Below are 7,270 nucleotides of genomic sequence, written 5' to 3' on the forward strand. Positions count from 1 at the left end.
AGCATACAGACCTTGGAGAGGGTCTATAAACACTACTACTATATAATACGAGGAAAATGCCGCTTTTGCGGCCCGCCGCAGGCGGAGAATCCTGCGAAGCAGGATCCTTTCTTAGTTCTTGGAGATATTCAGGTGTGTAAGGCAGAAGGAGGAAGAATTTTGGAAACCAGGATTGCCGTTATAGGCATCATTGTTGAGGAGAGGGAGGCGGCAGGGCGTGTCAACGAGGCCCTTCACCAGTACGGAAGCTATATTATCGGCCGGATGGGACTTCCCTATGAAAAGAAACATGTCAGCATCATCAGCATTGTGCTGGACGCCCCTATGGACGTGATCAGCGCCCTGTCGGGAAAGCTGGGCCGTATTCCGGGGGTCAGCACCAAGGCTCTGTATGCGAAAGCCGGAGCTGGGCAGGAACAGGCGAAGGAAAGGAAGTGAAGCCATGAGACATATCACAGATGCGGTTTACACGGGAAAGGCGGGAATATTCCCGGAAGAGCTGTTTTCTGACAGGTCAGAACGAGAGGGAGGAGACGTTCGTTTTGTGCCCGGCGAGGACAGGGAGAGGCGCTGCCTTGAGCTGATCTCCCGTCTGGCCAGAGGAGAACAGCTGACAGAGGAGGAGTTTTCAGAAATCCTGTCTGTGAGAACCTGGAAGACGGCAGGTCTTGTGTTCCGCACGGCCCGCCGCATCAGGGAAAAATACTACGGAAAGCGGGTATTTATCAGAGGACTGATTGAATTTACCAACTACTGCAGGAACGACTGCTATTATTGTGGGATCAGGCGCAGCAATCAGGAGGTATCCCGGTACCGCCTGACGCCGGACGAGATCCTCTCCTGCTGTGAGGAGGGCCGCCGGCTGGGTTTTCGCACCTTCGTGCTCCAGGGCGGGGAGGATCTGAACTTTGAGGGACGTGAAGGATTAAGAGGAGACCGGGCACTGGCAAAAGTCGTGGAGGAGATAAAGAGGCGTTTCCCTGACTGTGCCGTTACCCTTTCTGTGGGAGAGCGGGACCGGGAGGTTTACGAGCAGTGGTTTCAGGCGGGAGCCGACCGCTATCTGCTCCGCCATGAGACAGCCGACGAGGAGCACTACAGGAGGCTTCACCCGACGGAGCTTTCCGGCCAGCGCAGGAAAGAGTGTCTCCGTGCCTTAAAGGATATCGGATTCCAGACAGGAGCCGGCATGATGGTCGGCTCACCGGGACAGACCGTCCGTCACCTTGCTGAAGATCTGGTATTTCTCAGAGAGCTTCAGCCGGAGATGGTTGGAATCGGCCCCTTTCTCCCCCACCACGCCACACCTTTTGCCGGCGAGGAGGCGGGAAGCCTGGAACTTACCCTGTACCTTCTGGGGCTGGTGCGCCTTTTGCTTCCGAGAGTGCTCCTTCCGGCCACCACGGCTCTTGGCACGGTGTTTGACGGGGGCCGGGAGCTGGGAATTCTCTGCGGAGCCAATGTGGTGATGCCGAACCTTTCGCCGGCAGCTGTCAGAGGAAATTATCTCCTCTATGACAATAAGCTGTGCACCGGATGTGAGGCTTCGGAGGGGCTTTCGGCCCTCAGAAAATCCATGGAGTCCATCGGATATGAGATTGTGGCAGAGCGGGGAGACTGTGCCGGATATGTGAGGCCCTGACGGCAGGATGACAGGACACAGAAGGAAAACGCCGCAGCGCTGACCGGAAAAACAGATACGGTCTGATACTGAAGGGAAAGCCGGAGGAGTTCCGCCTGACCCGAATAAGAGAGGAGAAAAGAGACATGAACAGCAGCACAAAGTACGATCCAAAATCATCAAAGGCAGAGGAGTTTATCAACCATCAGGAGATTCTGGAAACCCTTGACTATGCGGAAAAGAACAGGGAAAATTTTGAACTGATAGACGCGATCATCGAGAAGGCGAGAAAGAAAAAGGGAATCAGCCACAGGGAGGCATCTGTCCTCTTAGCCTGTCAGGATGAGGAGAGAAATGAGCAGATTTTTAAACTGGCCAGGGAAATCAAGAGGGAATTTTACGGCAGCCGTATCGTGATGTTTGCACCCCTCTACCTGTCCAACTACTGCGTCAACGGCTGTCTGTACTGCCCCTACCATCTGAAAAACAAGCACATTCCCAGGAAAAAGCTGACTCAGGAGGAGATCGTGCGGGAGGTTACGGCTCTGCAGGATATGGGCCACAAGCGGCTGGCTCTGGAAACCGGTGAGGATCCGGTCAACAATCCCATTGAGTATGTGCTGGAAAGCATTAAGACCATTTACAGCATTAAGCATAAAAACGGGGCAATCCGCCGTGTCAATGTAAACATCGCGGCTACCACAGAGGAGAACTACAGAAAATTAAAAGAGGCAGGAATCGGAACTTACATCCTGTTCCAGGAAACTTACCACAGGGAGAGCTATGAGAGACTTCACCCCACTGGGCCGAAGCACAACTACTGCTATCACACAGAGGCCATGGACAGGGCTATGACAGCGGGAATTGACGATGTGGGGATCGGCGTACTCTTTGGCCTGGAACTCTACAAATATGAGTTTGCCGGCCTTCTCATGCACGCGGAGCATCTGGAGGCGCGATTTGGCGTCGGCCCCCACACCATCAGCGTGCCAAGGGTGAAGAAAGCCGACGACATTGACCCGGACGAGTTTGACAACGGAATCGACGACGACACCTTCGCAAAGATCGTGGCCCTGATCCGTGTGGCTGTTCCCTACACGGGAATGATCATCTCCACCAGAGAGAGCGCCAAGTGCAGGGAGCGGCTGCTGAATCTGGGAATCTCCCAGATAAGCGGCGGTTCCAGAACCAGCGTAGGCGGCTATGCCGAGGAGGAGCCGGAGGACGAAAGCTCCGCCCAGTTCGACGTAAGCGACAGCCGGACGCTGGATCAGGTGGTGAGATGGCTGATGGAATTAGGCTACATTCCCAGCTTCTGCACCGCCTGCTACAGGGAGGGAAGGACAGGAGATCGCTTTATGAGCCTTTTAAAGAGCGGCCAGATTGGAAACTGCTGCCATCCAAACGCTCTGATGACCCTGAAAGAGTATCTGGAGGACTATGCCTCTGAGGAGACCAGAAAGCTGGGCGATCAGCTGATAGAAAAAGAGATCCTGAATGTGCCCAGTGAGAGGGTCAGGGAGATTCTGAGAAAGAATCTGAAGGCTATCGCAGAGGGCAGAAGGGACTTCAGGTTCTAGGAAAGCATCTGCCGGATCAGTCTGCCGGCAGGCGGGGCGCTGGGAACAGCCGCCTGAAACTTCAGACAACGCCTGCTCAGGAAACAGATCAGGAAAAACGAATGGATCAAAAAAGCAAAACCAGCCAAGTAAAGATAATCAGGAGAAAAAAATGGGAATGAATGAAACTCCGTCCGCAGAGCGGGTTCACATCAGCTTTTTCGGATGCAGAAACGCCGGAAAATCAAGCCTTTTAAATGCCTTCACCGGTCAGGATCTGGCCGTAGTTTCCGACGTAAAGGGAACCACCACCGATCCGGTGAAAAAATCCATGGAGCTTCTCCCTCTGGGCCCGGCCGTCATCATCGACACCCCGGGGATCGACGATGAGGGAAGTCTGGGCGGCAGACGGGTGAGAAAGACAAGACAGATTTTAAATATGACAGACATCGCAGTCCTCGTGGCAGACAGCCAGACAGGGATCAGAAAAGAAGACAGGGAGCTGGCTTTTCTGTTTCAGGAAAAGGAAGTTCCCTATGTCGTTGCCTTTAATAAGTGTGATTCAACAGAAAATCACATCCCGGACATATATAAGGAAGAGACGAAAAAAACGGGAGCAAAGGAAGGCGTACCGGAAGACAGGGGAACCGAAAAACAGGAAGCAGCCGTCCTTTCAGGCGCCGCAGCCGTCCTTCCTGTCAGCGCCAGGACAGGCTTTGGAATTGAGAAGCTCAAAGAAACCCTGGCCCACATAAAAACCGTGGAGGAGGGGAGGGATCATGTCCCCCTCATAGGAGATCTGCTGTCCCCGTCTGATTTTGTCGTCCTGGTTATCCCGGTGGACAAGGCGGCCCCCAAGGGCCGCCTGATCCTCCCCCAGCAGCAGACGATACGGGGAATCCTCGATGCAGGGGCCGTGGCGGTTACAGTAAAGGACGATGAACTTTCCTCCACACTGGCCGTTCTGGGGAAAAAGCCGAAACTTGTAGTCACGGACAGCCAGGTATTCGGGAAGGTAAAGGGGGAAGTCCCGGACGATATCCTCCTCACCTCCTTCTCCATCCTCTTTGCCAGATACAAGGGAAACTTAAAAACCGCAGTCGAGGGCGCTGCCGCCCTGGATCTCCTGGAGGACGGAGCACACATTCTTATCTGTGAGGGCTGTACCCATCACCGCCAGTGCGGCGACATCGGCACAGAGAAGCTGCCTGCCTGGATTTTAAAGCACACGGGGAAAAAACTGCATTTTTCATTCACCTCCGGCACCGAATTCCCCGATGATCTGAGCCCCTACAGCCTGATCATCCACTGCGGCGGCTGCATGTTAAACGCCCGGGAGATGAAATACCGCCTGAAATGCGCCGAAGACCAGCAGATCCCCATGACCAACTACGGAATCGCCATAGCGCACATGAACGGAATCCTGAAAAGAAGCATAGAGCCCTTCCCGGATATTCGGGAAATGCTGTGAACAATTAAAACAAAAAATAGAAAGAGAAAATAGAAAGAGAGAAAAGGCGCCGTAAAGCAGCGGATTTCCCAGAAGAATTCAGAAAAGGAAACCTTGATGCGGCGCCTTTTTCTGTCCGCTGTCAATTCCCGTTTAAGATGTTTTGGTACAAGGGAGCTGCACAAAGGCGGATGAAAGATAAGCTGTAATTTAGAAAATAAAAATACTGCTTGAATACTTATAAAAAAGATGTTAATTTAAGCATATAAGGAATTGCCTGACTAATACACCAGGGTCAGGACAGCAGGCAAAGAAAACTTCAGACTCAGCAGTATATGCGGACGGAATGATTTCCATTAGCATCTGTGGGCAGTAAACACAAAAAATAAATAAAAACTATGCACAATCAATATTAATAGAATTAAAGCAAAATTATAAAATATAAGCATAACTTCGACAGAAGGAAGATGATAAAAATGGTTGCTTAAGATTTGCAGAAGAGGTTTGGCTGCCTTAGTCTGGTCTGCATACAATGCCAACAATAATATTTCAACAAACAGTGTTCCGTCGAATCCGACCATAGACCGGACATATAGCTGCAGCAATGACGGCATTTTAGGATGGACTCCAGGATACATTGATATTCAGGTTCAGTAAGGTATAAAGTTTGAAACAAAGAAGTAGAGGCAAACCACCAAAAAAGTGTATATCAAACAAGCCACCCGAAAATTAGCAATTAGCGGGTGGAAACAACTGAAAAATATAGAATAAAGAGATAACAATGACTACTGATTAGTGATTGTATATCCTCTAAGTCTGAGGAGTTCAAGAGCCTGTGATACGGTCAAGGTCTTTTCCTGCCTGACAGGCCTGTGCTCCAGAAATCCTTCCGGGTTGTAAGGCTCAAGCTTGCTCAGCATGTTCCAGATAGCGGTCAGGAGCATCTTGCAGACAGCGATAACAGCCTTTTTATGACCCCGGCGGGATTTGATCCTGTGATACCTCTCTTTAAATTCCGGGTGTTTTTTGGATTTGATCAACGCATTGGCGACCTGGACAAGAAGAGGTTTCAAATAACTGCCGGCGCGGGAGATCCGCCTGGATTTTACTTTCTGGTTGCTCTGGTCATTACGGGGACAGCAGCCAGCCCAGGAGACAAGATGTTTGGATGAGGGGAACACGGACATATCCGGACCAATCTCGGAGAGAATGGCAATAGCAGTCATCGGATTCTTATCTAATCCCGGGAGAGTATAAAGTAAATCTAAAACGGCAGAAAACGGTTCTGCGATCTGAAGGATCTCAGACTCGATCTCTTTCCGGTGGGCTTCAAGCTCGTCGATGTGAGCGAGACATTGGCGAAGCTTGACAGCCTGTTCGGGGGAGATGGCGCCATCAACAGCAGCCTGGATTTCGGATACAGGTGTTTTGCACCGTGGATCCACAAAAGGAGAGACGTCAAAGGTTTCGCCCGGATGTTCCAGGATATAGTTGGTAATGGAACGAGCAGACTTTCCAAAAACATCACTGAAGACGTCATCAAGTTTGAGGTTGGAAACAGTCAGACAGTTCTGTGCCCGGTTTTTTTCTCCGGTGAGCATGTTGGTAAGTTTGACTCGATAACGAACCAGATCCCGAAGCTGGCGGATTTCGGGGGAAGGGATAAAACTGGGTTTAATCATATCACACATGAATAAGTCGCAGATCCATTTGGCATCCTTTCGATCTGTTTTGTTCCCCTTTTGAGGTTTGGTATATTTGGGATGAGCCAGGGTGACAGAACAGGACTTTTCGAGGATGTTAAAAACAGGGATCCAATACTTGCCGGTGGATTCCATACAGACTACAGTGCAGGAATATTTGGCAAGCCATGCAGCTAATTCTCTAAGCCCATTGGAAAAGGAAGAAAAGCGTGCCTGCTTATACTCTGTACGGCCATTAGGATCGGTGATGCCGATGCAGGCATAGATCCAGGTTTTGTGGACGTCAAGGCCACAGCAGTTGTTACGAAAGATTTTAAACATAGGGTTCCTCCTGAAAAGAGATTTGCAGGACTGGCAGGGACTGGTCATCCGGCGAAATCGAGTCAACTTCGGAAGAGATAAGTTTACGGGCTACGGGAATGGGCCAATCATTGATGCCTTAACGAGTGACCGACCTATATAGATATACGAGGTTGCCGCTATACAGCCCCGCCACTCACCTCCACAGGTTCTGTAGTATGCCAGTATCCTGCAAGAGGAGTATAACAAAGAAAGAAAAAGAAGCGAAGGTTTATCCGGGAAAGGGTTTCATAACCCCATCGGTGCCTTTCGCAGAAAGGTGGTTTATAGATATGGAGGATAAGAAGAACAAAGAAGCATACATTCGGATTACAGCGGGCATTCTTTTTCTGCTTATGGTATGCTGCTGGGTTTTTAAAGCAGAAGCTTATTTTGCAGTAATCGCCGCGCTGACTATCGTGTGCAATATAGGGGTGATTTGTTTACAGATAAAGGGAGGCAGGGAGAGGACAAACTATACGCTTATGGAGAGGATCCCGTATATTCTGTCCGCCATCCTGCTGATCGTATATGTAACTGCCCTCTGAAAATTCTAAAAGGGTAAAAATCAATATAATATATAGAATACGCCGCAATG

At 50.5% G+C, this 7,270-nt stretch carries 6 protein-coding genes; 5 read left to right on the plus strand and 1 reads right to left on the minus strand.

Annotated elements, in window-relative coordinates; all coding sequences use genetic code 11:
• Positions 1 to 159: 159 nt before the first annotated feature.
• From DW757_RS16780 to hydF, 4 genes are all read left to right on the plus strand, one after another.
• Positions 160 to 438, plus strand: a complete 279-nt coding sequence (locus tag DW757_RS16780; RefSeq protein ID WP_118752301.1) for a TM1266 family iron-only hydrogenase system putative regulator — start codon at positions 160 to 162, stop codon at positions 436 to 438.
• A gap of 4 nt (positions 439 to 442) precedes the next feature.
• On the plus strand, positions 443 to 1,642 hold the full coding sequence (hydE, locus tag DW757_RS16785; protein WP_118752296.1) for a [FeFe] hydrogenase H-cluster radical SAM maturase HydE: 1,200 nt from the start codon (positions 443 to 445) through the stop codon (positions 1,640 to 1,642).
• Between the two features lie 125 nt (positions 1,643 to 1,767).
• Positions 1,768 to 3,201 carry a [FeFe] hydrogenase H-cluster radical SAM maturase HydG gene (gene hydG, locus DW757_RS16790; protein ID WP_118752297.1) on the plus strand — a complete coding sequence of 478 codons (1,434 nt, stop codon included), beginning with the start codon at positions 1,768 to 1,770 and terminating at the stop codon, positions 3,199 to 3,201.
• Between the two features lie 151 nt (positions 3,202 to 3,352).
• Positions 3,353 to 4,651: a [FeFe] hydrogenase H-cluster maturation GTPase HydF gene (hydF, locus tag DW757_RS16795; RefSeq protein WP_118752298.1), complete on the plus strand. Its 1,299-nt coding sequence runs from the start codon at positions 3,353 to 3,355 to the stop codon at positions 4,649 to 4,651.
• Between the two features lie 764 nt (positions 4,652 to 5,415).
• Here hydF and DW757_RS16800 read toward each other — a convergent pair.
• Positions 5,416 to 6,654 carry an IS110 family transposase gene (locus DW757_RS16800; protein WP_118752299.1) on the minus strand — a complete coding sequence of 413 codons (1,239 nt, stop codon included), beginning with the start codon at positions 6,652 to 6,654 and terminating at the stop codon, positions 5,416 to 5,418.
• A 311-nt stretch (positions 6,655 to 6,965) separates the two neighbouring features.
• Here DW757_RS16800 and DW757_RS16805 point away from each other — a divergent pair, with 311 nt between their 5' ends.
• A complete protein-coding gene (locus tag DW757_RS16805) occupies positions 6,966 to 7,220 on the plus strand; it encodes a succinate dehydrogenase (protein WP_118752300.1) in 255 nt (84 codons plus the stop codon).
• Positions 7,221 to 7,270: the final 50 nt, after the last annotated feature.

The organism is Clostridium sp. AM29-11AC, from assembly GCF_003480545.1.
Taxonomy (GTDB): Bacteria; Bacillota; Clostridia; order Lachnospirales; family Lachnospiraceae; genus Otoolea; species Otoolea saccharolyticum_A.

Bases quoted from the DNA above. Each gene is read 5' to 3' on its own strand.
- DW757_RS16800 (WP_118752299.1), bottom strand. From the start codon at position 6,654: ATGTTTAAAATCTTTCGTAACAACTGCTGTGGCCTTGACGTCCACAAA.
- DW757_RS16805 (WP_118752300.1), top strand. From the start codon at position 6,966: ATGGAGGATAAGAAGAACAAAGAAGCATACATTCGGATTACAGCGGGC.
- hydG (WP_118752297.1), top strand. From the start codon at position 1,768: ATGAACAGCAGCACAAAGTACGATCCAAAATCATCAAAGGCAGAGGAG.
- hydF (WP_118752298.1), top strand. From the start codon at position 3,353: ATGGGAATGAATGAAACTCCGTCCGCAGAGCGGGTTCACATCAGCTTT.
- hydE (WP_118752296.1), top strand. From the start codon at position 443: ATGAGACATATCACAGATGCGGTTTACACGGGAAAGGCGGGAATATTC.